Consider the following 22,068-nt stretch of genomic DNA (forward strand, 5'->3'; position numbering starts at 1 on the left):
GTAGCCCCCAAAAGTCCGATTTTCCGGACTCTTTCACACTAGAACACATACGGCTGAACGACTACGTTGGTTAGCGTGCGAATAGACATTGTGACTAAAGAATTCCCTCCGGAAATTTATGGCGGTGCCGGGGTCCACGTTGCCGAGCTCAGCCGGGTGCTGGCGAAGCACGTTGACCTCCATGTGCGCGCCTTCGGCGCGGCACGCGAAGCCGACTACCACGGCGCAACGGTTGACTCCTATGCGACACCCGGGGATCTGGACGGAGCCAACGCTGCCGTGCAGACCCTCGGCGTCGATCTGAGGATCGTTCCGGACGTCGCGGGAGCGGACCTCGTCCACTCGCACACCTGGTACGCGAACATGGCAGGCCACTTGGCGTCGCTGCTGCACGGTATTCCCCACGTGCTCAGTGCCCACAGCCTTGAACCGTTGCGGCCATGGAAAGCCGAGCAACTTGGTGGCGGCTACGCGCTCTCGTCGTGGGTGGAAAAGACCGCCTACGAGGCCGCTGCCGCGATCATCGCAGTGTCGGAGGGGATGCGCCAGGATATCCTCCGCAGCTATCCCAACGTAGATCCGGCCAAGGTTCGCGTGGTCCACAACGGGATCGACGTGTCCTTGTGGGAGCGTGACGAGGAAGAAGACGCAGTCCGTGCACTCGGCATCGATCCGGCCAAGCCCAGCGTGGTCTTCGTGGGCCGCAATACGCGCCAGAAGGGTGTTCCCTACCTGCTGCGCGCTGCCTCGAGCCTTCCTGAGGACGTGCAGCTGGTCCTTTGCCTTGGCGCTGCCGACACTCCGGAGCTTGCCGCCGAAACAGCAAGGCTCATCGAGGAACTGCAAAGCAAGCGCGAAGGCGTCGTCCTGATCGAGCGGATGCTTCCCCGGCGCGAGCTCATCCAGGTCCTGAGCCATGCCACCGCGTTCGCCTGTCCCTCGATTTACGAGCCCCTTGGCATCGTGAACCTTGAGGCCATGGCCTGCGGGGCAGCGGTGGTGGCCAGTGCCACCGGCGGCATCCCGGAGGTGGTGGACCACGGGAACACCGGGCTCCTGGTGGAGTTGGAACAGGTCACCGACGGGACGGGTACGCCGCTTGACCCGGAGAAGTTCGTCCGTGACTTCGCCGCTGCGCTCAACGAGGTGGTGACCGATCCGGACCGTGCACGCGCCATGGGTGTGGCAGGACGGCGACGGGCCGAGGAACATTTCTCGTGGGAATCCATCACAGAGACCACCCTTGAGGTCTACCGCTCGGTGCTCGCCTAAGCGTCGCTGAAGCAGCCGAAACCACGACGGCGCCGCCCCCTCACGTGGGGACGGCGCCGTCGTGGTTTCCAAGCTTCCGCAAGTGTTCACCAAGTGGCCAGCCCGGACTGCTAGCCCCTGAAGATCACTGCTGCCTGCCCGCTTTCAGCGCCAGAAGCGACTTTTCGTCCGCAGGGGCGCGGCCGCTGGCCCGCTGGTGCCGGAAGTAGGTGCGGGCCTCATCCTGGCGCGTGGCCTCGGCGCCCGTGGCTACCGCAGCCCGCAAGTGCTCCGGGCCGTAACCGAAGGCATCCACAAGGTCCAGGGCATGCGGGCGGATCTTCACCAGCAGCCGGTTGATGTAGGTGCCTACCGTGCGGCCACGCTGCATGGAGAGCCGGCCGTTCATGAGGTACCAGGAGAGGTGCTTCTCAATCAGGGAGAGTCCAAAGAGATCGCGCAGCCAGGTCAGCACCTGCTTGGTTCCGGCATCGGATACTGATTCCAGGGCTTCGGTGAAAGCCTCCCACTGCAGGAGTTCCGCGTGGGCCTGTGCAGCCTCGATGAGCTCATGCTGGTGCTGGTTGAACAGTGCTGCCGCCTGGTGCTGGGGAAGCTTGTTGGCGCCCTTCAACGCGGCCCCGACCTCCGCCACCATTGACTGGACCCTGTCCGTCAGCAGGGTGCGCTGGCCTGCCTCGTCCCGCAGTGCCAGTGCGGCTTTCTGGACGGATCCGGAATCGGCCACGAATTGCGCCACTTGGCGCAGGCCGGTCCGGTGGAACGCCACATCCGCCGCCTGGTCCACGACGTAGCGGGCCAGCACTCCGAAGTCGGCACTGCGGAATTCCTTGGCGTAATCGGCAAGCAGCCGCTTGGCCACCAACTGCAGGAGGACCGTATTGTCGCCTTCGAAGGTCACGTACACATCGAGGTCGGCCCGCAGCGAGGCGAATCGGTTCTCGATGAGGAATCCCGCACCACCACAGGCTTCACGGCACTCCTGCAACGTGTCCAGGGCGTGCCAGGTGCTGAGCGGCTTCAAGGCCGCGGCGAGGGTTTCCAGATCCTGGCGGTCGGCGTCGGTGTCGTGGGCTCCGGAGAAGACGTCGTCGAACTTCGTGAGCAACTGTTCGTGCGCGAAGCTTGCCGCGTAGGTGGTGGCCAACCGCGTGAACAGGCGGCGCTGGTGGCGCTGGTAATCCAGCAACACTTCCTCGTCCGTGGGCGATGACGCGTTGAACTGGCGGCGCTCTGCCGCGTAGTGGATGGCGGCCTTCAGCGCCACCTTGCTGGCCGCCACTGCGGCGCCGTCAAGGGAAACCCGACCCTGGACCAAGGTGCCCAGCATGGTGAAGAACCGGCGGCCGGGGCTTTCAATGGTGGAGGTGTAGGTGCCGTCGGCGGCGACGTCACCATAGCGGTTCAGCAGGTTGGTTCGCGGAACCCTGACGTCGGTGAAGTGCAGGCGTCCGTTATCGATGCCGTTAAGCCCACCCTTGATGCCATCGTCCTCGCCCCCGACGCCCGGAAGGAATTCCTTGGTGTCCGGATCGCGCAACTCAACGTAGAACGCATGGACGCCGTGGTTGACGTTGCGTGTGACGAGTTGGGCGAAGACCACCGCCGCCAGGCCGTCGTTGGCGGCGTTGCCGATGTAATCCTTCCAAGCCGCCCGGAACGGAGTGTTGATGACGAATTCCTGGCTGGCGGCGTCATAAGTGGCTGTGGTGGCGATGCTTGCCACATCGGAGCCGTGACCGGTTTCCGTCATGGCAAAGCACCCGGGGATGTCCAGGCTCATGATCCCTGGAAGCCATTTGTCGTGATGTTCCTGGGTGCCCAGGTGCATCACTGCGGAGCCGAAGAGACCCCACTGCACGCCGGCCTTGATCTGAAGCGAGGGGTCCGCAGTGACCAGTTCCTCGAAGCCGGCAATATTTCCGCCGTGATCGTCCGATCCGCCCAGGCGGACGGGAAAAGCACGGTGGACGGCGTTGTTGTCCACGAGGTACTTCAGTTGGTCGAAGACGCGGTGGCGGTGGTCTGTATGCGTGAGGCCCTCGATCTTCCGGACCTCGGGGCGGCCGGCGAGTTCGCGGGCCTGGCGCCGGACGTCCGCCCACGTGCCGAGGAGTTGCCCGCCCAATGCCGCTACGTCCACGGCGGGCTCGGCTTGTCCGCCCGTTGCAGGGTTGCCCGCGGTCGCCTGCCGGGCTGATGATTCGCGATCCACTACGTCGGTCATGCTTCTTCTTTCTCTGGTTCCGGACAACTGCTGCGTCTTTGCTGGTGTCAGGTGGTCTTGAGCTGTGGGGCGATGCCCAGGCACAGCCAGTCGGTGATGTTCGCGGCCATGGTGGCCTGGTCCGGCTTGGCGGCCGCGGCACTTCCGAGCCACATTTCGCCTGCGTTCCGGACGAGGCCGATCGCAGCCGTAGGCCAATATTCGATGAGGGCCTCGTTGTCCGGGCCCAGGTATTGGCGCATGGGAGTAGCGATCATGCCGGTGATCTGCTCGAAAAAGTGACCGAGGGCGCCGGACGCGGCGATGGCATCCTGCGCTGAGGCCTCGCCCGGTGTCAGCCTGGTGATGAAGGCATAGACATTCGGGCTGGATTCGGCCATCTGGAGGTAGGCGGAAACCATGGCGTAGAGCCCCTCCCGCGGAGTCTGCGCAGACTGGGCCGCATCCTTCATGCGGCGTTGCATTTGCCCCAGAACCACTTCACCCATGGCCTGTTGCAGTCCTGCTTTGTCTCCGAAGTACCGGTAGAAGACCGACTTGGAGGTTCCGGCCGCGCCCGCAATGTCCTCCATGGACGCGTCGCTGCCCAGCGCGTGGACGGCTTTCCTCGCTGTCTTTATCAGTGCCCGCCGCCTCTCCTCGCGGTGGGATTGCCAGCGGGCCGCGCGGCCGTCCACGGCTCCTTCGGGACCAACGACGGCGGCAGGGGGGTACTCGACGTCGGTTCGGCCGGGGCCCAGGGGGGCTGGAGAGAAATCTGCGGGACCACTGTTCACGATACCCAGCGTATCAGGTACGCTGGGTATCAGTAACCGGCAACTTTTCCGAAGGAGACACACATGGCTTCAGCAGGTGCAACCACGGGCGCAGCCCAGGAATCCCGGCAGGTCCGGTCAGCGGTGATCGTGGGCGGAAACCGGATTCCGTTTGCGCGTACGGGCGGTGCATACGTGAAGTCGTCCAACCAGGACATGCTCACCGCAGCACTCGATGGCTTGATCGCACGCTTCGGGTTGCAGGACGAACGGATCGGAGAAGTCGCGGCAGGAGCCGTGCTGAAGCATTCCCGGGATTTCAACCTCACACGTGAGGCGGTGCTGGGCTCGGCGTTGTCTCCGGAGACTCCGGCGTACGACCTTCAGCAGGCGTGCGCCACCGGCCTTGAAACGGTCCTTGGCCTGGCCAACAAAATCAAGCTGGGCCAGATTGATTCCGCCATCGCCGGCGGCGTGGACTCCGCATCGGATGCTCCCATTGCCGTCAGTGAGGGATTGCGCGAGATCCTCCTGGACCTGAACCGCGCCAAGACTCCGGTCCAGAAACTACGCATCCTGGGAAAGATCAGGCCCAAGGACCTCGCCCCGGATGCACCCAACACCGGCGAACCGCGTACCGGACTCTCCATGGGAGAACACCAGGCCCTGACAACGGCACAGTGGAAGATTACCCGCGAAGCCCAGGACGAAATCGCCGTCAACAGCCACCACAATCTCGCCTCCGCCTACGACCACGGCTTCTTCGATGACCTCATCACCCCCTACCGTGGCCTCAACCGCGACTCGAACCTTCGTCCGGATACATCCTTGGAGAAGCTCGCCGCGCTCAAGCCGGTGTTCGGCAAGAACCTTGGATCCCAGGCAACCATGACCGCAGGCAACTCGACGCCGCTCACGGACGGTGCTTCAACAGTGCTTCTCGCCAGCGCGGAGTGGGCGGAAAGCCGCGGCCTGCCCAAGCTGGCCACCGTTGTGGACGGTGAGGCTGCCGCCGTCGATTTTGTCCATGGCAAAGACGGGCTGCTCATGGCTCCGGTATTTGCCGTCCCGCGGCTTCTGGCCCGTCAAGGACTCACCTTGGAGGACATCGACTACTTCGAAATCCACGAGGCGTTCGCCGGGACCGTGCTCAGCACCCTGGCGGCATGGGAGGACGAAGACTTTGGCCGTACCCGCCTGGGCCTGGACGGTGCCCTGGGCAAGGTGGACCGTGCCAAGCTCAACGTGAACGGATCGTCCCTCGCAGCAGGCCATCCCTTCGCGGCCACCGGGGGCAGGATTGTTGCTTCGCTGGCCAAAATGCTGCATGGGAAGGGCACGGTGGACGGTCGTCCTGCCCGCGGCCTCATCTCCGTTTGCGCCGCCGGTGGGCAGGGCGTCGTGGCCATCCTGGAAGCTGCATAGGGGGCCCGATGACGGACAAATACACCCAAATCGTCAGCCGCGGACTGGGGCGGGACGTGGCCAGGAAGCTTGGCCTGCCCCAGCCCGTCCTGTTGCGTCGCTACCAGCCGGGTGACCCGTTGATTTCCGGTCCGGTGTTGGTCAACGGGGACAGCGTGGGCGCCGACGATCTCGCCACCACCTTGCTGGGGTGGGGCCTGGACGTCCGCCGGAATGCTTTGCCCAAGGAAAAGTTGGGCGCCATCATTCTGGTCCTCGATTCAGTGCAGCACCCTGAGGACCTGGGAAAGCCTGTCCTCACCGTGGGTGCTTCCCTCCGGGACCTTGCACCCAACGGCCGGGTCATCACGGTGTCCCGGGCGCCCCAGGGAACCTCGTCCCCGGCAACCGCCGCCGCCCGCCAAGGCATCGACGGCCTGCTGCGTTCCCTGGCGAAGGAGCTCCGATCCGGGGCGACGGCCAACGGTGTCCTGCTTGCGGAGGACCTGGCCACCACCAGCCCCTCTGCCCTCGGGGCAGTCCGGTTCTTCCTGTCCGGTCGCTCTGCCTACGTGGACGGACAATTCCTTTCGGTGACCTCGGCGGCCGGTAGGCTGCCGGCCGTTGCGGACAAGCCCCTTGCAGGCAAAGTTGCCGTGGTCACCGGAGCTGCGCGGGGGATCGGTGCCGCGATCGCCCGCACTCTGCACCGGGATGGCGCGAAAGTGGTGTTGGTGGACATCCCTGCGGCCGGAGACCACCTGGCCGAGGTGGCCAACCAGGTGCACGGGACGGCGTTGCAGCTGGACATCAGCCGCAGCGATGCGGGGCAGCGGATCATTGAGCACGCCGTGGAGCGCCATGGCAGGCTGGACATTGTTGTGCATAATGCCGGCATCACCCGGGACCGCCTCCTCGCCAACATGGACCAGGGCCGGTGGCAGTCGGTGATTGCCGTGAACATCGCCGCGCAACTGAGGATCAATGAAGCACTCCTGGCGTCCGGGCATTTCAAGGATGCCCCGCGCATTGTCTCGGTGGCTTCTACCAGCGGCATCGCCGGCAACCGGGGCCAGACGAACTACGGTGCCTCCAAGGGCGGCGTGATCGGCATGGTGCGTTCAACCGCGCCGTTGATGGCATCCTTTGGCGGGACCATCAACGCGGTTGCCCCGGGCTTCATCGAAACGGAGATGACCGCCCGGATGCCCCTGGCCATCAGGGAGGCGGCCCGCCGGCTGAACTCCCTCAAGCAGGGCGGCCAGCCGACGGACGTGGCCGAAGCCATTGCCTTCCTCGCGGGCGACTCCGCCGGGGGCATTTCCGGGGAGGTCCTTCGCGTCTGCGGACAGCAACTGGTGGGCGCATGATCCAGGCCCAGCCCGTCATCCTTGGGGAGTTGCCGTCGCTGTCCAAGCTGTACGTCAATGCCGCTGCCAGCGCCGCCAGGAGGCGTGTCCTGGGGACCCCGCCGCGCAGGAAACTTCCGGCCGTGAGCCATGAGGTCCGGGACGTGACGCCGGACGTGGAAAACCTCACGTCCTATCAGCACCTCCTCGGAGAAACGGCAAGTGACATCCTTCCTGCCGGGTTCGTCCACGCGTTGGCTTTCCCGGTGACCATGAGCGTCATGAACCGTGACGACTTTCCGTTGCCGCTGCTGGGGATGATCCATCTCAGGAACCATGTGGAGCAGTACAGCCCCATTCAGTTCACCCATGCGCTGGATATCAGGGCATGGGCGGAAAACCTCACCGGTCATCGCGCCGGTACCCAAGTGGACGTGGTGGCCGAGGTCCGTTCCCACGCATCGGGAGTGTTGCTGTGGCGTGGGGTTTCCACCTACCTGGCCAAAGGTGTCTTCCTGCCCGGAATCGACAAGGCAGGAACGTCCAACAGTGCTGCAAAGCCGGACTTCAAGCCGCCCTTTCCTACCGCTGTCTGGCAACTCGGGGTGGATACTGGACGCAGCTATGCGGTGGTGTCCGGTGACTTCAACCCGATCCATTTGAGCGGTCTTTCCGCCAAGGCCCTGGGGCTGCGCGGATCGATTGCCCACGGCATGTACCTGGCGTCCAGGGCGTTGGCCGATGTGGGCGCTGTCAAGGCCGAGGCGTTCACCTGGGACGTAGCCTTCGAGGCCCCCGTGTTCCTGCCGGCGCGGGTGGCCTTGGATATCTCCACTACCCAGGCCGCATCCGGGGCTTGGGAGAGATCGGAGTACGTTGCCTGGAATCCGCGCAGCGGACGCCGGCATTTCATCGGCAGCGTTGCGGCGCTGGGCTAGGCTCCAGAACACGACGACGGCGGCAGTCAGCTATGGTGACTGCCGCCGTCGTCGTTAATATGGCAATGCGGGATTTCGGCACATGACGCCGGCGGCAATAAATGTGAGCAAGCTCGCAAGCGGGTAGTTTTGCGACCGTCGGATTAAACAATCAAGGCCCGGAATTCGAAAATTCCAGGCCTTGAGTTGGTGCGCGGAGGGGGACTTGAACCCCCACCCCCTTTCGAGGACTAGCACCTCAAGCTAGCGCGTCTGCCATTCCGCCACCCGCGCAGGTGGTGTCCGAAGTATCTGTTTGTGCCGTGCGGCACTTCACTTTGCTCCGAAGCAGCGAGAAAAACTCTAACACGCTTTGGGGGAACACAAAAATCGGGTAGCCGGTGCGGCGTGGTCCGGCAATGCGCGCTCCGGTGGGTGGTTCGAATGTCTGCACCCTGGCCCATCCGGTGAGTAGGCTGAAGGGACACGGGACGGCACAGCAGCGGAATCCGCGCTGCGCGTCACCGGAACCTGCAGCCCAGCCACGCAAGGAGAACTTCCATGTCTGTCATCCGTCCCGAGGACGAAGTAGTCCGGATCTGCCAGGAGCTCATTCGCATAGACTCGTCCAACTTCGGCGATGGCACCGGACCGGGGGAGCGTGCTGCCGCAGAATACACCGCAGGCCTCATCAGCGAAGTCGGCCTCGATGTCGAGATCTTCGAGTCCGAGCCCGGCCGGGCAAGCGTGGTTACCCGCATGACCGGCGAGAATCCATCGGCGGACGCGCTGGTGGTCCATGGCCACCTGGACGTGGTTCCGGCGCTGAAGGACCAGTGGAGCGTGGATCCTTTCAGCGGTGAACTGAAGGACGGCCTGATCTGGGGCCGTGGAGCAGTGGACATGAAGGACATGGACGCCATGATCCTGTCCGTGTTGCGTGATTTCGCCAGGACCGGCCGCAAGCCCAAGAGGGACATCATTTTCGCCTTTTTCGCCGACGAGGAAGCCGGCGGAACGTACGGAGCACGCTATGCCGTGGAGCACCGCCGCGAATTGTTCGACGGTGCAACAGAGGCCATCTCCGAAGTGGGCGGCTTTTCGGCAACCATCGGTGGCCAGCGGACCTACCTCCTGCAAACGGCCGAGAAGGGTATCTCCTGGCTGCGGCTGGTAGCCCACGGGCGTGCCGGCCATGGCTCCCAGATCAACACGGACAACGCAGTGACCCGTCTCGCGGCCGCCGTCACCAGGATCGGCGAGTACAAGTGGCCCATCGAGCTGACTCCCACCACACGGCAGTTCCTGGACGGAGTCACCGAACTCACCGGAGTGGAGTTCGACGCCGACAACCCGGACATCCTCCTCAAGGAGCTGGGGACCGTGGCGCGGTTCGTTGGTGCGACCCTGCAGAACACTTCCAACCCCACGTACTTGCGCTCGGGCTACAAGCACAATGTCATCCCGGAGTCCGCCGAAGCTTTCGTCGATTGCCGCACGCTGCCAGGGCAGCAGGAGTTGGTGTTCCAGACCATCAAGGAGCTCGCCGGTGAAGGCATCGACATCAGCTACGTGAACAAGGATGTGTCCTTGGAAGTCCCGTTTGCGGGGAACCTGGTGGATTCCATGATCGATGCCCTCCACTCGGAGGACCCCGGAGCGAAAGTGCTGCCCTATACGCTTTCCGGTGGAACGGACAACAAGTCCTTGAGCAAGATCGGCATCACCGGTTACGGCTTTGCCCCGCTCATGCTGCCGGACGAGCTTGATTTCACCGGTATGTTCCATGGCGTCGATGAGAGGGTTCCTGCCGAATCGTTGAAGTTCGGAGCCCGTGTCCTGAACAGGCTGCTCACCAACTACTAGGAAGGCTGAGGCAATGGTTCCCGAGGATTTCCTGCCCGACGAACTGCTGGAGCGGCTCCGGGGGCGGGCTGCAGGCTACGACCGGGACAATGCGTTCTTCCACGAAGACCTCGCGGACCTTGCCGGCGCAGGTTACCTCAAGGCTTTTGTTCCGGCGTCCGACGGCGGCCTGGGCCTTGGCCTCGAAGCGGTAGCTGCGCTTCAGCGCAGGCTCGCCACGGCCGCGCCGGCCACAGCGTTGGGCGTCAACATGCACCTGGTCTGGACCGGCGTCGCGCATGTCATGAACGCACGGGGAGACGATTCCCTGTCCTTTGTCCTCAAAGAGGCCGGAGAAGGGGAGGTCTTCGCGTTCGGAATTTCCGAAGCAGGCAATGATTCCATGCTCTTCGATTCCGGAACAGTGGCCGAACCGTTGCCGGACGGCGCCTACCGGTTCACCGGCCGCAAGGTCTTCACCAGCCTGTCCCGCGGATGGACGCGGCTGGGTACCTTCGGCAAGGACTCCGATGCCCGCAATGGCGAGGCCGAACTGGTATTCGGATTCCTGCGCCGCGAGGATCCCGGCCACCGGACCCTTGACGATTGGAACACCTTGGGCATGCGAGCCAGTGCGTCCAACAGCACTTTGCTGGAGGGTGCCGTGGTGCCGCCGGAACGGATCTTCCGGAAGCTTCCGGTAGGCCCTAACCGGGATCTGCTGATTTTCGCGATTTTCGCCTGTTTCGAAACGTTGCTGGCCGCCGTCTACACCGGGCTGGCGGAGCGTGCCTTCGTCCTGGGCGTGGAAGCCGTGAAACGGCGTGTCTCCTCGAAGTACGGGGGACGCAGTTTTGCCCAGGATCCGGACATCCGCTGGAAGATCGCCGACGCCGCCATGGCCCTGGACGGCATCTACCCACAGTTGGCCAGCACGGCCCGGGACGTGGACGGACTGGTGGACCACGGTCCGCAATGGTTCCCGAAGCTGGTGGGCCTTAAATCACGCGCAACAGAAAATGCCCGCTACGTGGTTGATTTGGCCATCAGGGTTTCCGGGGGAGGGAGCTATTTCCGTGGCTCGGAGCTTGAGCGGCTGTACCGCGACGTGCTGGCCGGCATCTTCCACCCATCCAACGACGAATCGGCGCACAATACAGTGGCCAGCGCCTGGTTGGGGCCTTTGGAAAATTAGCCGGGAGACTACACCGTTCGTTGGACGGAGTACACCTTTCGGCGAAGCCAGAAACGGCGTCCGCCGCCCATGTACAGCCGGCTGCGCTCCAGCTCCCACTTGCCGTACTCGGAATGCTCGGCCAGCCGACGGCGGGCCTCCGGCAGTGAATCCTCAGGTCCAACCGTCAGGACGAGGTACTCGTACTGACGTGCATAGTCTCGTTGGCGCTCAACCGAGCCGCCTTGAAATTGTTCCTTCATCCCTCTCCATTTTGGTCCTTTTCCGGCTAACGTGAAGGCATGAGCATCGATCCGCGTGTCGCGCTTCAGTCATTGACTGCTGCCTTCGAAGAGCATCTGGCCGCTGCCTCCGCCCGGCGCGGGGAGGGTGATCCCACGGTGGAGGCGGCCTTCTTCGCCGTCGCCGATGCGTTCGAGGTTTACGAAGACGCACTTTACGAGGCCTATTCCGAGGTTACTCCCCTTCAAGTGTTCGACGAGGATGACGAGGACGGTGACGAGGTCCTCGACGAGGACCTCGAAAGCCTGGAGGACTGACCAACTGTTGACCCGGCCACCCCTGGGGGTGGCCGGTTTTTTTGTGTCGTTTTCCCCCTGTTTTGTGCTGCATCGGCTGCGGATTCACGGGGATTTCAGCGATGCATCAGGGTGCCCGGGCACGTAGTGCCAAGAAGCCGGGCTAGGTACTCGCGAGTATGCGCAAGGGGTAAACCTGCGCAAAGTTGAGTACCGACTACTGGTGCGCCCCCATTTCCCCCCGGCTTCACTGGGTTGTAGGCAATGGCAGGTCTGCAAAAGAAGGCTGACATGGTACGAGTTCCGCTCTTGCGCCAAGGCAAGGCAACAGCACCCAAGCGTGCAAACCACACCGTGACGGCATTCCCCCTGCAACCGGCCGTTGCCACCGTCAATCCGCCGGTGTCTCCCTGGATTGACAAGTCCGTTGCTGCACAACGGACTGAAAAGGCGGGACTGGCGGCACTGGGGGCAGATGTCACCCTGGACCTCATGCCGCCAGTCACCCGCCGGGCCGCCCACGCAGTGCTGCCGCGGCCCGACCGTACCACGTGGATCCGGTTCCTGAGGAATGCCCTCCGCCTTTCCGACAGTGTCTTGGTGGCGGTCGCGGTCTTTGCCGGCTACCTGTTGAATACCGATGGCATCGTTACGGCCCCCATGGGAAGCGGACACACAAGGCAAGCCATCCTCGGTCTGGTCATCGGGCTGGCGTGGATCGGCGCGCTGGAGGTCTACCGCACGCGGGATTCGAAGGTCCTTGGCGTCGGCCCCGAGGAGTATAAGCGCGTCCTCTCGGCCAGCCTGCGTGTCTTCGGCTTCATGGGTGTTGCCGCGGTGGTGTTCAGGATCGAGTCCGTCAGCACCTTCGTCCTTGTGTCACTGCCCCTCGGCGTGGCTGCCCTTGCCATCAACCGGTGGGGTTTCCGACGCTGGCTGGGCCGGCAAAAGGCGCACGGCCTCTGCCTTTCCCGGGCCATCGTGGTGGGTGAACCGGAAGACGTCAGGTACGTCATCAAGCAGATCAACAGGAAGTCCGGAGCCCCGTACGACATTGTGGGAGCCTGCCTTCCGGGCGCGCGCCGGGGAACCACCCTCGTGGTCGACGAACGCCGTGTCCCTGTCCTCTCCTCGATCTACGGGGTTGCCCGTACCGTCCGGCAGACCGGAGCCAACGCAGTAATCGTGGCAGGCCCTGTTCCGGGCGGCAACCAGTTCATCCGCGAGCTGGGGTGGCGGCTTGAGGAAGACGCAGCCGAACTGGTGCTTGCGGCAACACTGACCAACGTCGCCGGTCCCCGCATCCATTGGCGCCCAGTCGAGGGTCTCCCGCTGATGCACGTCGACATTCCGCACTATTCCGGCGGAAAGCACACCCTCAAGCGGGTCATGGACATCGCCGTCGCGGGCGCAGCGCTCCTGGTCCTGGCGCCCGTGCTTCTGGCACTTGCCCTCATCGTGCGCGCCGACAGCCCCGGTCCTGTCCTGTTCAAGCAGGAGCGGATCGGAAAGCGCGGAACCACCTTCCAGATGCTCAAGTTCCGGTCCATGGTGGTGGACGCCGAGGCCAGGCTGGCAGAACTCAGCACCAAGGACGAAGGAGCCGGTGTGCTGTTCAAGATCAAGGGAGATCCCAGGATCACCAAGTGCGGACGCTGGATGCGGAAGTATTCCCTGGATGAACTGCCGCAGTTCTGGAACGTCCTGATGGGCACCATGAGCCTGGTGGGCCCCCGGCCGCCCCTGCTCCGCGAAGTGAACGGCTACGAGCAGCACACCCACCGCAGGCTCCTGATCAAGCCGGGCATCACCGGCCTCTGGCAAGTCAATGGACGCTCCGACCTCCCGTGGGACGAAGCGGTCCGCCTGGACCTGTACTACGTCGAAAACTGGTCCATCGCGGGGGACCTCATGATCATGTGGCGGACCTTCCGGGCCATGACCCGGCCCGCCGGAGCCTACTAGACCGTTTCAACCCAGTCACCCTCACAGAATCCGAGTGGAAAATGAGCATAGGAACCATTCCATCAGGCCAACTGAACGGCCACGGGCTGCGCCCCAAACTGCGGATCGCCGTTGTGGGCGCGGGCTACTGGGGACCCAACCTGGCGAGGAACCTCAAAGCGAGCCCGGACTGGGAACTCGTGGCGATCTGCGACCTTGACGTCGAACGGGGACTGCGCCTGGCGGAAACGGTAGGTGGGGTGGCCGTCGTCGAATCCCTCGACGAACTGTTGGACACCTACAACCTTGACGCCGTAGCCGTGGCGACGCCGGCCCACACGCACCACGGCGTGGTGATGACCGCCCTGCGGGCAGGCAAGCATGTCCTGGTGGAGAAACCACTGGCGGACAGCAGGGCCAAAGGCCTGGAGATGGTCGAGGAGGCCAAAGCCCGCGGCCTGGTCCTCATGGCCGACCACACCTACTGCTTTACCCCGGCGGTCCTGAAAATCCAGGAACTGGTCAGCAGCGGCGCCTTGGGCGACATCCTTTACGTCGATTCCGTACGCATCAACCTTGGCCTGGTCCAGCCCGATGTGAACGTGTTCTGGGACCTCGCCCCGCACGATCTGTCCATCCTGGATTTCATCCTCCCCGGCGGACTGCACCCGACGGAGATCTCCGCGCACGGGGCCGATCCACTCGGGACCGGGCGCGACTGCGTAGGCCATCTCACCTTCGGGTTGCCCAACGACGCCATGGTCCACATCCATGTGAACTGGCTGAGTCCCACCAAGATCAGGCAAATGATCATCGGTGGCTCCAAGAGGACGCTGGTCTGGGATGACCTGAATCCCCAGCAGCGGCTGAGCGTCTACGACCGCGGTGTCAGCCTGGAACACCAGCCCCGCTCCGCCGCGGACAAGAAAGCGATCGCGATTTCCTACCGCCTGGGAGACACATGGTCCCCGGCACTCCAGGAACGTGAGCCCTTGACCCAGGTGGTGGCCGAGCTGGCCGCGTCCATCCGCAACCACTCGATTCCACGGACCAGCGGCGAGTCCGGACTGCGTGTCCTGTCAGTCCTGGAAGCCGTCACCCAGAGCCTCGGTACCGACGGACACGCAGCCGTTGTGGCGGGGAACGAAGTTTCCCTCCAGGTTGCCCAGTGAACGCCCTCCTCGGCGCCACTGCCCTGGTCACGGGCGGGGCGGGAACCATCGGATCCACCCTGGTGGACCAACTGCTCGACGCCGGAGTGGCCCACGTGGACATCCTGGACAACCTGGTACGCGGCCGCAAAGCCAACCTCGACGATGCCATGGCCTCAGGACGTGTCCGTTTGGTCGAGGGGGACATCCGCGAGCGCGACCTGGTCCACGATATGACGATCGGCAAGGACCTGGTGTTTCACCAAGCGGCCATCCGCATCACCCAATGCGCGGAGGAACCACGGCTTGCGTTGGAAGTACTGGTGGACGGGACGTTCACTGTCCTTGAAGCGGCCGTCGAGCACAAAGTAGGAAAGCTCATCGCAGCTTCCAGTGCGTCGGTCTACGGCATGGCAGAGGAATTTCCCACGACGGAACGTCACCACCATCACAACAACGACACCTTCTACGGCGCCGCCAAGTCGTTCAACGAAGGCATGGCCAGGAGTTTCCGGGCCATGTCCGGCCTGGACTACGTGCTGCTGCGCTACTTCAACGTTTATGGGCCGCGCATGGACGTCCACGGACTCTATACCGAGGTGCTGGTCCGCTGGATGGAGAGGATCGTTGATGGACTTCCTCCATTGATCTTCGGAAACGGCGAGCAGACCATGGACTTCGTGCACACGGCAGACGTGGCGCGGGCCAATGTCCTTGCAGCTGCGAGCAGTGTGAATGAGGGCGTGTACAACGTGGCCAGCGGTACGGAGACCAGCCTTGCCGACCTCGCCCGTACCCTGCTGCACGTCATGGGGTCGCCTTTGCACTTGAAGCATGGGCCGGAACGGGCAGTGAACGGAGTGGTCCGCCGGCTGGCTGATACCACCCTTGCCCGGCGTGACCTGGGCTTTGAGGCCGCGGTGGGCCTGGAGGACGGATTGCGTTCCCTGGTTGACTGGTGGAGGCCCCTCCGGGAGGAAATCGCCGCAGCCAGGCTCGCCACCCGCCCGGCAGTGCCGGCAGCAGGTGCACGATGACCATGTCCGGGACCTCGCTGGCGCGTATCGACGTCATGAAGCCGTGGCTTGGAGCCGAAGAGGCCCAGGCCGTGGCGGAGGTCATAGCATCGGGCTGGGTTGCCCAGGGACCAAAGGTACGCCAGTTCGAGGAAGCCTTCGCTGTGGAACAGCAGGCGGTTCATGCCGTTGCGGTCTCGAGTTGCACCTCCGCCTTGCACTTGGCATTGGCCGTCGCCGGTGTTGGTCCCGGCGATGACGTGGTTGTGCCGTCCCTTTCCTTCATTGCCACTGCGAACGCGCCCACGTACGTGGGCGCACGGCCGGTGTTCGCCGACGTCGATCGCGTCACCGGCTGCGTGACGGCCGAAACCGTGGCCGCCGCGCTCACTCCCGGGACCCGGGCCGTCATCGCCGTGGACCAGGGCGGTGTTCCGGTGGACCTGGATCCCCTCCGCGCACTTTGCGATCCCCTGGGCATCGTGGTTGTGGAAGATGCTGCGTGCGCCATCGGGTCGCGGTACCGCGGGCGGCCTGTGGGTGCAGGCGCGGAAGTGGCTGCGTGGTCCTTCCACCCCCGCAAGATCCTGACCACAGGGGAGGGTGGCATGCTCTCGACCTCCCGGAACGACTTTGGCGCCCGTGCCCGCAGGCTCCGCGAACACGCCATGAGCGTTTCCGCGGCCGACCGTCATGCGAGCATTCTGGCCCCGGCCGAGGAGTACCTCGAAGTTGGCTTCAATTACCGCATGACAGACCTTCAAGCCGCCGTCGGACTCGTGCAGCTGGGCCGGTTGGCCCAAGCCGTGCGCCGGCGTCGTGAACTGGCCGCCAACTACGCTGACGCCTTTGCCGGTGTGGAAGGCCTGCGGCTTGTGGACGATCCCGTGTACGGGGCGGGCAATTACCAGTCGTGCTGGCTGGAAATCGGTGAGGCCTTTCCGCTGGGACGCGACCAGCTGATGGTGCGCCTGGCGGAAGACGGAATCTCTGCCCGGCGCGGCATCATGGCCGCGCACCGCCAGCCCGCCTATTCCGGCAGGGACACCGGCAGCGCAGCCCTCGACGCCACGGAATGGCTGACGGACCACACGTTGATCCTGCCCCTGTACCATCAGCTCACGCTCGCCGACCAGGTCCGCGTCATTGATTCCGTGCTTCGGGCGGCAGGGCGGGGACGATGAGCGAACTGCTCCTGATCGCTGCAAGCGGCCTGGCCCGGGAAGTCCTGGCCATGGTCCGCAGCAGCGGGCCGTTCGACGTCATCGGCATACTGGACGACGACGAGGACAAGCTCGGGCGCGTTGTGGATGGAGCCCACGTACTTGGTCCCATCCGCGACGCCCTGAAATTCCCGCATGCGATGCTGCTGGTCTGCATCGGATCGGGCAGCGGCAGGGAAAGCGTCGTCATGCGGCTGCGGGCGCTCGGACTGTCCGAGGACCGTTACGCGACCGCCGTCGATCCCTCCGCCCATGTTCCGGAAGGGTGCCGCATTGGCCCCGGCAGCATCATCCTGGCGCACGTGACCATGACTGCTTCGGTGACCCTCGGCAGCCACGTCGTGGCCATGCCTGGAGTGACGTTCACGCACGATGATGTGGTCAGCGACTTCGCGACCTTCGCCGCAGGGGTGTCCCTGGGCGGGAACGTCCACATCGGCAGGTCCGCGTATATCGGGATGAACGCCAGCGTCCGCGAGCGCCGCACGGTTGGCGCAGGTGCCACCATCGGCATGGGTGCCGCCGTTTTGAGCGATGTTCCCGAGGATGAGACGTGGGCGGGTGTCCCTGCCCGGATCATCCGGCGCGGCAACTACCCCGCGTTGGAGGGCATTCTGTGACTCTCCAGAAGCACGTGGCGACCCAACGCCGGCCAACGCCCTCAAAGGCCTTTGCGCTGAGCGTCATCAATGCGTTCGTCACGCGCCTGGGGACCATTGGGATTGGCATAGCCCTTGCCCGTTTGCTGGGACCGGAGGAGTTCGGTACGTATGCGGTGGCGTTCGTCGCCCTGATCGCCGTGTTGAGCTTCAACGAGTTGGGGGTGAGCCTGGCCATTGTCCGTTGGCCGGGGGACCCGAAGCATATCGCTGCTACGGTTACCACGATTTCCACTGTGTGCAGTGTTGTTCTCTTCGCTGGTTCCTATGTGGTTGCCCCGTATTTTGCTGCTGCGATGGGCAACGAGGCCGCCACGGATGTTGTGCGGCTCCTTGCCACGTGCATCGTCTTCAACGGCCTCGTGGCCACCCCTGCTGCCCTCCTCCAAAGGAACTTCCGTCAAGGGCAGCGGATGGCCATAGACCAGGTGAACGTGTGGCTCGGGGCGGGTGTTTCGCTGGTCCTGGTCATAGCCGGCATGGGGGCCATGAGCCTTGCCGTCGGCCGGGTGGCAGCAAGCATTGTGTCTGCCGTGCTCTTCGTGGCTTTTTCTCCGTTGCCTTACCGCTTCGGTTTTTCCCGGAAGGCGGCCCGCGAGCTGTTGTCGTTCGGGCTGCCGCTGGCCGGGGCGAGCCTGGTGGTGTTCAGCGTCGGCTATGTGGACCAGTTGGTGGCAGGCAAGATGCTGGGACCCGTGACGTTGGGACTCTACGTGATGGCGTTCAACATGGCCGGTTGGCCCGCGGCGCTGTTGTCGCAGCCCCTCAGGAGTGTCGCCCCGGCCATGTTTGCCCGGCTGCAGGACAATCCGGAAGACATGCGGGCTGCGCTGCTTTCCTTGCTGGGTGCATTGTCCGCGGTGCTCCTGCCGGTCTGCGCGGTGATGATGGGCTGCGCTGTTGCGTTGGTGACCCTGGTCTACGGGGATGCCTGGTCCTTGGCGGGCCTGGCCCTGGTGTGGTTGGCGCCGCTGACGGCACTGCGCATCCTGCACGAACTGCTCTACGACTACCTGGTGGTGGTTGGCCTGTCCATGTCGATTTTCAGTGTCCAACTGGTGGCGTTGGTGGCGTTGGTTCCAGGGCTGATTGCCGGGGCCGCGCTTGGCGGGATGCCAGGCCTGGCCATGGCTCCGGCAGCGGTGGCCCTGCTGGTGACAACTCCCATGTATCTCAGGACCCTGCGCCGGGCGAACGTCGCCATGCGGGACCTGGCGGCGCGCGTGGCTGTTCCGCTCGCCCTGGCCGCCGTCACCGGCTACGCATCATGGCTGGTTTCGCATGCCCTGCACTCACCCCTGCCGGCTGTCCTTGCCTCCACCGGCATTGGGCTCGTGGCCATGGGTGCCGCCCTCGCCCTGAAGCGCTCCGACGTCGCCGAAATCCGGCGCTGGGGCCGTGGCCGCGAGGAGGTGGCCGCATGAGGATAGTTGTCTACCCCCACGACCTTGGCCTCGGCGGAAGCCAACTGAACGCGATCGAACTGGGCGCCGCCGTCCAGGCCCTGGGACACGAGGTGATCCTGTTCGGACAGCCCGGCCCCTTGGTTCGCAGGGCCAAGGAACTGGGCCTTGACTACGTCCAGGCTCCCGTACCGGGGAAACGTCCCTCGCCGGCTGTGATCCGGGCACTGGGACGCCTGGCCCGCGAGCGCGGCGTGGACATCATCCACGGCTACGAATGGCCCCCCGTCTTGGAATGCCTCGCCGCCAGCAAAATCGCGGGCAGCACCGCCGTCGCCACGGTCATGTCCATGGCGGTGGCACCTTTCATTCCCTATTCCATGCCCCTGATGGTGGGCACCGAGCAGATCCGCCGGTATGAAGAGAAAGCCGGCCGGGGAACGGTCCGCCTGATGGAACCGCCTGTGGATACCGCGGCCAACAGTCCGGACGCAGATCCTGCCACACGCGCTTTCCGCGAACGATGGGGCCTGGCGGATGCAGCCATGCACGTTGTCTGTGTTTCGCGGCTTGCCCATGAATTGAAGCTGGAGGGAATTCTCGCGGCCATGGACGCCGTGATGGACCTTTCCCGCGCAGGGGAGGTGCGCCTGGTGGTTGTGGGATCCGGTCCGGCCGAGGCAACCGTCCGCGACCGGGCCAAGCAGATCAATGCCGAGGCCGGACGAACTGTGGTTGTCCTGACAGGGGAAATCGCGGACCCACGTCCCGCCTACGAGGTGGCCGATGTGGTGTTGGGAATGGGCGGCTCCGCGCTACGCGGAATGGCGTTTGCCAAGCCCCTGGTGGTCCAAGGCGAAGAGGGTTTCTGGGAGCTCCTCACGCCGGAATCCCTGCCAACCTTCCTTTGGCAGGGCTGGTACGGCACAGGGCCCGGGAGCTCCGGGCGGGGAAGCCGGGCGCTCGCCGCCATCCTGGCCCGCCTGCTCGACGACCAGGGTCTGCGCAACGCCCTGGGAAGCTACGGGCGGCGCCTGGTCGTGGAACGTTTCTCCCTGCAACACTCCGCCCAACGGCAACTGGACCTCTATAAGGAAGTGTCCGGGGCACCGAAACGGCAGGTGGCGCTCGCACAAGCCGAGGCAACGGCCCTGGCACGGTATGCCGCCTACGTTGCCCGACGGCGTTGGCTTCGGCTCCGCGGCAAAGCCGCCCTGGATGATTTCAACTCCCGCCCCCTGGCGTCATCGCCGGTTCCGGCCTGGAACCCCGCTGAGGTCCGGCCATGACGCAGACCATCATGTACATTTCCGGAGGTCGCTGGGACGGCATCCCCGGCACGGACCGGCTCCTCACCGAAGCGCTCGCAGCACACGGTGACGTGTTGTGGGTGGACCAACCCGTCTCCGTCCACCGGTACGCCGACGTCCGGCGCCACGCCTTCCGCAGCCTCACGGGCAATCCCGAAGAGGTGACGCCGTCGATCAGCCGGCTCCGCCTCCCAGCACTTCCCGGCTTCAGTCGCCCCGTGGTCCGGCGAAGCACCGAAGCACTGGCCAAAAGGGCCCTGGTGTCCAGCGCGCAGAAGACGGACATCGCCGTCGTCGTCAATTCCTCCCCGGTGGTGCCGTTCCCGGCAACCATCAGGGCTCCCCGGCTTCTCCACCTCACAGACGACTGGCTGGCGGCTTCGGATCTCCTGGGGTTGTCGCGGCGCCATGTGGAACGGGTCCTGGAAGCCAACTGCGCCATGGCAGACGTAATCACCGCGGTCTCGCCCGGCCTGGCCGAAAAGATGACCGCGCTCGCAGGCCGCACGGTGGAGTTGCTGCCCAATGGCTGCCGAACTCCGCGGGCAATGGGCCCGGCACCCGTGGGCCGGCCCGTTGCCGCACTGGTGGGGCAACTGAACGAACGACTGGATGAGCACATCCTCACCGAACTGGGCAACGCCGCAGTGCCCCTGGTGGTGGTGGGACCCCGGACCGAACGCGATCCGGGGATGGCACGGTTCCTGGACGGTTTCCTTGCCCTGCCGTCGGTGGACTGGCGCGGTGAAGTCCCCGCCGATGAGGTGGCGCGGATCCTCCAAACAGTTGCGGTGGGCCTGACCCCGTACAGCGTTTCGGAGTTCAATACTTCAAGTTTTCCCCTGAAGACCCTCGAATACCTCGCATGTGGTGTTCCCGTGGTTGCGACGGACCTGCCCGCCACACGGTGGGTAGGGGGAGTGTCCGTCTCCATCGCCGGGACACCAAAGGAATTCGTGGATCTTGTGCGTTCCAGGATCGTTGACCCGCCCGGCCCTGTGCGGCGGCTGGCGATTCAGGACTCGGCTCTCGCGCATACGTGGGATGTCAGGGCAGAACATCTGCTTTCCCTGGTGGGCAAGCATCAAACCAAGGAGCCTGGCAGCACACGCGGACCCCGTCATGTTGGGAGCAAATGATGCAAATTCGTACCGTCATAGCGAGCATAATCCGGCGGTGGTACGTGCTGGTCGCCGGCATCCTGGTCACCGGCCTGTTGTGCGTGGCCATCCAGATGAACGCCCCGGACAAGTTCAAAGCCCAAGCCAGCCTGGTCCTGATGCCGTCCAGCCAAAGCATCGGCGCCGCGGGCAACCCGTACCTCTACCTGGGAGGCATGAGCGAGGCACTGGACATCCTGATCCGCAAACTCTCCTCCCAGCCGGTCAAGGAGCGCGTCCTGGCGAATTTCGGCACCGCCACGTACACGGCCGAACCGGACCGCGGCACCAACGGCGCCATCCTGGTCATCACCGCCACCGCTGACTCACCGGAACAAACCATGTCCCTGCTGAAGGCCGTGATGGAGGAAACCCCGCGCTCCCTCAACGAGATGCAGGAAGCCCTCAATGTCGCCGTCCCTGCCAGGATCACCACCATGAACCTGTTGGTGGACCGGCAGGCCGTGCCAGAGGTGAAAGCCCGGACCCAGCTGGTGTTGGTGGCAGGCGCCGGCGGCGTCGCCGTGACCTTGGTGATCGCTGTCCTGCTGGACGGGCTGCTCCTGACACGGCGACGCCGCAAGCTGGCGGCAGAACAGGAAATCACCGTGGATCCCTTGGCCGCCTCGCCTGTGCGATCCCGCAACCGGAACAAGACCCAGGCCACCGCAGAACCTGAAACCGACGGCGTCTTGCCGCTTTCTTCCGGACCAAATTAGC

General features: G+C 64.6%; 19 protein-coding genes and 1 tRNA gene. 16 read left to right on the forward strand and 4 right to left on the reverse strand.

What is annotated here, in order from left to right; translation table 11 throughout:
- Nucleotides 1-75 precede the first annotated feature (75 nt).
- Nucleotides 76-1,272, forward strand: coding sequence for a glycogen synthase (gene glgA / locus ACIPV6_RS02930; protein ID WP_400269449.1), 1,197 nt, complete (start codon nt 76-78; stop codon nt 1,270-1,272).
- 124 nt (nt 1,273-1,396) lie between these two features.
- Here glgA and ACIPV6_RS02935 read toward each other — a convergent pair whose 3' ends face one another.
- Nucleotides 1,397-3,499 carry an acyl-CoA dehydrogenase gene (locus ACIPV6_RS02935; RefSeq protein WP_400269450.1) on the reverse strand — a complete coding sequence of 701 codons (2,103 nt, stop codon included), beginning with the start codon at nt 3,497-3,499 and terminating at the stop codon, nt 1,397-1,399.
- Nucleotides 3,500-3,546: 47 nt separating this feature from the next.
- Nucleotides 3,547-4,239 (reverse strand): TetR family transcriptional regulator, encoded by a 693-nt coding sequence (locus ACIPV6_RS02940; RefSeq protein WP_400269521.1) that lies wholly within the window; start codon nt 4,237-4,239, stop codon nt 3,547-3,549.
- Nucleotides 4,240-4,338: 99 nt separating this feature from the next.
- On the opposite strand from ACIPV6_RS02940, the gene ACIPV6_RS02945 reads away from it, so the two are divergent.
- The 3 genes from ACIPV6_RS02945 to ACIPV6_RS02955 are packed head-to-tail and all read left to right on the forward strand — an operon-like array spanning nt 4,339 to nt 7,945.
- Nucleotides 4,339-5,679, forward strand: a complete 1,341-nt coding sequence (locus tag ACIPV6_RS02945; protein ID WP_400269451.1) for an acetyl-CoA C-acetyltransferase — start codon at nt 4,339-4,341, stop codon at nt 5,677-5,679.
- 8 nt (nt 5,680-5,687) lie between these two features.
- The gene (locus ACIPV6_RS02950) at nt 5,688-7,028 is read left to right on the forward strand and encodes a 3-oxoacyl-ACP reductase (RefSeq protein ID WP_400269452.1); all 1,341 of its coding nucleotides are present in this window, start codon (nt 5,688-5,690) and stop codon (nt 7,026-7,028) included.
- Complete coding sequence (locus tag ACIPV6_RS02955; RefSeq protein ID WP_400269453.1) at nt 7,025-7,945, forward strand: MaoC/PaaZ C-terminal domain-containing protein; 921 nt, start codon at nt 7,025-7,027, stop codon at nt 7,943-7,945. The genes ACIPV6_RS02950 and ACIPV6_RS02955 overlap by 4 nt, the downstream gene beginning before the upstream one ends.
- A 187-nt stretch (nt 7,946-8,132) precedes the next feature.
- On the opposite strand, the gene ACIPV6_RS02960 is transcribed toward ACIPV6_RS02955, so the two are convergent.
- A tRNA-Leu gene (locus tag ACIPV6_RS02960) sits at nt 8,133-8,218 on the reverse strand.
- 267 nt (nt 8,219-8,485) lie between these two features.
- Between ACIPV6_RS02960 and ACIPV6_RS02965 the strand changes: the two genes are divergently transcribed.
- Together ACIPV6_RS02965 and ACIPV6_RS02970 are read left to right on the forward strand one after the other, a co-directional pair.
- Nucleotides 8,486-9,790 carry a M20/M25/M40 family metallo-hydrolase gene (locus ACIPV6_RS02965; protein ID WP_400269454.1) on the forward strand — a complete coding sequence of 435 codons (1,305 nt, stop codon included), beginning with the start codon at nt 8,486-8,488 and terminating at the stop codon, nt 9,788-9,790.
- 13 nt (nt 9,791-9,803) lie between these two features.
- Nucleotides 9,804-10,964 carry an acyl-CoA dehydrogenase family protein gene (locus ACIPV6_RS02970; RefSeq protein WP_400269455.1) on the forward strand — a complete coding sequence of 387 codons (1,161 nt, stop codon included), beginning with the start codon at nt 9,804-9,806 and terminating at the stop codon, nt 10,962-10,964.
- Between the two features lie 8 nt (nt 10,965-10,972).
- Here the strand turns inward: ACIPV6_RS02970 and ACIPV6_RS02975 are convergent, their stop codons facing one another.
- The gene (locus ACIPV6_RS02975) at nt 10,973-11,206 is read right to left on the reverse strand and encodes a DUF5703 family protein (RefSeq protein WP_387438396.1); all 234 of its coding nucleotides are present in this window, start codon (nt 11,204-11,206) and stop codon (nt 10,973-10,975) included.
- Between the two features lie 39 nt (nt 11,207-11,245).
- On the opposite strand from ACIPV6_RS02975, the gene ACIPV6_RS02980 reads away from it, so the two are divergent.
- The 10 genes from ACIPV6_RS02980 to ACIPV6_RS03025 all read left to right on the forward strand — a co-directional run bounded on the left by ACIPV6_RS02980 (nt 11,246) and on the right by ACIPV6_RS03025 (nt 22,067).
- Nucleotides 11,246-11,503, forward strand: a complete 258-nt coding sequence (locus tag ACIPV6_RS02980; protein WP_400269456.1) for a hypothetical protein — start codon at nt 11,246-11,248, stop codon at nt 11,501-11,503.
- Between the two features lie 270 nt (nt 11,504-11,773).
- On the forward strand, nt 11,774-13,447 hold the full coding sequence (locus ACIPV6_RS02985) for a sugar transferase (RefSeq protein ID WP_400269457.1): 1,674 nt from the start codon (nt 11,774-11,776) through the stop codon (nt 13,445-13,447).
- A 41-nt stretch (nt 13,448-13,488) separates the two neighbouring features.
- Entirely contained in the window at nt 13,489-14,598 is a 1,110-nt protein-coding gene (locus tag ACIPV6_RS02990; RefSeq protein WP_400269458.1) for a Gfo/Idh/MocA family protein, read from the forward strand.
- The gene (locus tag ACIPV6_RS02995) at nt 14,595-15,614 is read left to right on the forward strand and encodes an NAD-dependent epimerase/dehydratase family protein (protein ID WP_400269459.1); all 1,020 of its coding nucleotides are present in this window, start codon (nt 14,595-14,597) and stop codon (nt 15,612-15,614) included. The genes ACIPV6_RS02990 and ACIPV6_RS02995 overlap by 4 nt, the downstream gene beginning before the upstream one ends.
- A complete protein-coding gene (locus ACIPV6_RS03000; RefSeq protein WP_400269460.1) occupies nt 15,611-16,777 on the forward strand; it encodes a DegT/DnrJ/EryC1/StrS family aminotransferase in 1,167 nt (388 codons plus the stop codon). Before ACIPV6_RS02995 ends, ACIPV6_RS03000 begins: the two co-directional genes overlap by 4 nt.
- Nucleotides 16,774-17,436: an acetyltransferase gene (locus ACIPV6_RS03005; protein ID WP_400269461.1), complete on the forward strand. Its 663-nt coding sequence runs from the start codon at nt 16,774-16,776 to the stop codon at nt 17,434-17,436. The genes ACIPV6_RS03000 and ACIPV6_RS03005 overlap by 4 nt, the downstream gene beginning before the upstream one ends.
- Nucleotides 17,433-18,899, forward strand: a complete 1,467-nt coding sequence (locus ACIPV6_RS03010) for an oligosaccharide flippase family protein (RefSeq protein WP_400269462.1) — start codon at nt 17,433-17,435, stop codon at nt 18,897-18,899. The genes ACIPV6_RS03005 and ACIPV6_RS03010 overlap by 4 nt, the downstream gene beginning before the upstream one ends.
- Nucleotides 18,896-20,167, forward strand: coding sequence for a glycosyltransferase (locus tag ACIPV6_RS03015; protein ID WP_400269463.1), 1,272 nt, complete (start codon nt 18,896-18,898; stop codon nt 20,165-20,167). The genes ACIPV6_RS03010 and ACIPV6_RS03015 overlap by 4 nt, the downstream gene beginning before the upstream one ends.
- Nucleotides 20,164-21,327, forward strand: coding sequence for a glycosyltransferase (locus tag ACIPV6_RS03020; protein ID WP_400269464.1), 1,164 nt, complete (start codon nt 20,164-20,166; stop codon nt 21,325-21,327). The genes ACIPV6_RS03015 and ACIPV6_RS03020 overlap by 4 nt, the downstream gene beginning before the upstream one ends.
- Entirely contained in the window at nt 21,327-22,067 is a 741-nt protein-coding gene (locus ACIPV6_RS03025; protein WP_400269465.1) for a hypothetical protein, read from the forward strand. Before ACIPV6_RS03020 ends, ACIPV6_RS03025 begins: the two co-directional genes overlap by 1 nt.
- Nucleotide 22,068 lies beyond the last annotated feature (1 nt).

This window comes from Paenarthrobacter sp. NPDC089988, assembly GCF_044748465.1.
GTDB lineage: Bacteria > Actinomycetota > Actinomycetes > Actinomycetales > Micrococcaceae > Arthrobacter.

Coding starts and splice junctions, on each gene's coding strand:
- ACIPV6_RS02935 (WP_400269450.1), bottom strand. CDS start 3,499: ATGACCGACGTAGTGGATCGCGAATCATCAGCCCGGCAGGCGACCGCG.
- ACIPV6_RS02945 (WP_400269451.1), top strand. CDS start 4,339: ATGGCTTCAGCAGGTGCAACCACGGGCGCAGCCCAGGAATCCCGGCAG.
- ACIPV6_RS02950 (WP_400269452.1), top strand. CDS start 5,688: ATGACGGACAAATACACCCAAATCGTCAGCCGCGGACTGGGGCGGGAC.
- ACIPV6_RS02955 (WP_400269453.1), top strand. CDS start 7,025: ATGATCCAGGCCCAGCCCGTCATCCTTGGGGAGTTGCCGTCGCTGTCC.
- ACIPV6_RS02965 (WP_400269454.1), top strand. CDS start 8,486: ATGTCTGTCATCCGTCCCGAGGACGAAGTAGTCCGGATCTGCCAGGAG.
- ACIPV6_RS02970 (WP_400269455.1), top strand. CDS start 9,804: ATGGTTCCCGAGGATTTCCTGCCCGACGAACTGCTGGAGCGGCTCCGG.
- ACIPV6_RS02975 (WP_387438396.1), bottom strand. CDS start 11,206: ATGAAGGAACAATTTCAAGGCGGCTCGGTTGAGCGCCAACGAGACTAT.
- ACIPV6_RS02980 (WP_400269456.1), top strand. CDS start 11,246: ATGAGCATCGATCCGCGTGTCGCGCTTCAGTCATTGACTGCTGCCTTC.
- ACIPV6_RS02985 (WP_400269457.1), top strand. CDS start 11,774: ATGGTACGAGTTCCGCTCTTGCGCCAAGGCAAGGCAACAGCACCCAAG.
- ACIPV6_RS02990 (WP_400269458.1), top strand. CDS start 13,489: ATGAGCATAGGAACCATTCCATCAGGCCAACTGAACGGCCACGGGCTG.
- ACIPV6_RS03000 (WP_400269460.1), top strand. CDS start 15,611: ATGACCATGTCCGGGACCTCGCTGGCGCGTATCGACGTCATGAAGCCG.
- ACIPV6_RS03005 (WP_400269461.1), top strand. CDS start 16,774: ATGAGCGAACTGCTCCTGATCGCTGCAAGCGGCCTGGCCCGGGAAGTC.
- ACIPV6_RS03015 (WP_400269463.1), top strand. CDS start 18,896: ATGAGGATAGTTGTCTACCCCCACGACCTTGGCCTCGGCGGAAGCCAA.
- ACIPV6_RS03020 (WP_400269464.1), top strand. CDS start 20,164: ATGACGCAGACCATCATGTACATTTCCGGAGGTCGCTGGGACGGCATC.
- ACIPV6_RS03025 (WP_400269465.1), top strand. CDS start 21,327: ATGCAAATTCGTACCGTCATAGCGAGCATAATCCGGCGGTGGTACGTG.